The 1,581-nt window shown below is 48.3% G+C and carries 1 protein-coding gene; it reads left to right on the top strand.

Annotation, left to right across the window (positions count from 1 at the left end):
- Positions 1 to 143 precede the first annotated feature (143 nt).
- Positions 144 to 1,124, top strand: coding sequence for a GTP-binding protein (locus RUMCAL_RS09820; RefSeq protein ID WP_040647837.1), 981 nt, complete (start codon positions 144 to 146; stop codon positions 1,122 to 1,124).
- Positions 1,125 to 1,581: the final 457 nt, after the last annotated feature.

Raw genomic sequence — 1,581 nt, forward strand, 5'->3', positions numbered from 1 at the left:
CATCTGTCGCACAATCTTTGTGCGGTATTGCCTAGCGATTCTGCGGCATGAAGCCGTGTTTCCCTTGCAAAGTGATTCCATATCTGCTATAATAAATGCGGTATATCATTCGAGAGCATCACTTTAAGGGAGGAAAAACGCTCATGACAAAAATTGATCTGATTACCGGCATTTTAGGCTCTGGAAAAACCACATGGATCCACCAATACGCCGAGCACCTGATTCAGCAGGGGCAGCGAATTGCCATTCTGGAAAACGATTTTGGGGCAGTCAATGTGGATATGGTCATGCTACAGGACTTGAAGTGCGAGAACTGTCAGCTGGAAATGATTGCCGGCGGCGGTGATCCGTGCTGCCACAAGCGGCGGTTCAAAACTCAGCTGATTTCGCTGGGCATGCAGCACTTTGATCGAGTCATCATAGAACCGTCCGGCATTTTTGATATGGACGAATTTTTTGATACCCTGTATGAATCGCCGCTGGATCAGTGGTTTGAGATCGGCAGCATTCTTACGATAATCGATGCCGAAATGCCGGAGGTGCTTTCTGCTCAAATGGAATATCTGCTGGCTTCTGAGGCGGCATGCTGCGGGAAGCTGCTTCTCAGCAAGTGGCAGAACGTACAGGAGGAAGCACTGCCGGTATTGACAAAACGCATTCTGAACCACCTGAACCGTGCTCTGACCGGCATTCAGTGCAGCCGGCAGTTTCAGCCGAAGGACCTGCTGGTAATGGACTGGTCGAATTTGCAGCCGTCTGACTATGCCGCATTGCAGTCCGCCGGCTATCGGAATTGCAGCTATGTCAAGCAGTTCCGCACGGAAACGCTGGAGAGCGAGGTGCACTACTTCATGCACGTTGCCATGCCGGAAAAACAGATTGCCCCGCTGATACAGCAGATTTTTGCTGATTCCGACTGCGGGAAGATCTACCGCATCAAGGGCTCTCTGCCCACAGAGAACGGCGGCTGGCTGAAAGTTAATGCTACGGCGGAAAAAATCGAGATCTCTCCGGTGGCGGACGGGCAGTCCGTCTTGATCGTGATCGGGGACAAGGTAAAAAAGGAAAAGATCGATGCGTATCTGCAAGCTGTAAACGCAGATTCAGAATATGTTTCCATTTAAGGAAACACTGAATAAAGCCCGCCTGACGGCTTTGTACGCAATCTGCGTGCAGATTTTTCGTCATATTGCCCAGAAATCCCTTGCCAGACAACTGCGTTCGAGGCAGGATTCTGCCCGAGAACAAAGGAGTGTCGCACTAAGATAAATTGCGACCGGCAGTATGCCTGCGGAATTTCTATGCAATCTGCCGAAAAATCTGACGACGCATCTTACGCACAAGCTTTGCTCGGTGTTTCTTTAATTACAAATGCTCTGATTGAAAAAATCAGGGCATTTTTTGAACGTATTCCAACTAATCGACAAATCCTCCCGATTTTACGTGAATGTTCCAGACTTTGACTAAAAATGTTTCCTGACAGCGATTTTTAAGTGGAAACATTTCAAAAGATATTGCGACACAAGCGGAAATATAGTATAATATAAATCTAAGGCAATACCGCACAAAGAGCGTCTGGCG

The organism is Ruminococcus callidus ATCC 27760, assembly GCF_000468015.1.
Taxonomy (GTDB): Bacteria; Bacillota; Clostridia; order Oscillospirales; family Ruminococcaceae; genus Ruminococcus_C; species Ruminococcus_C callidus.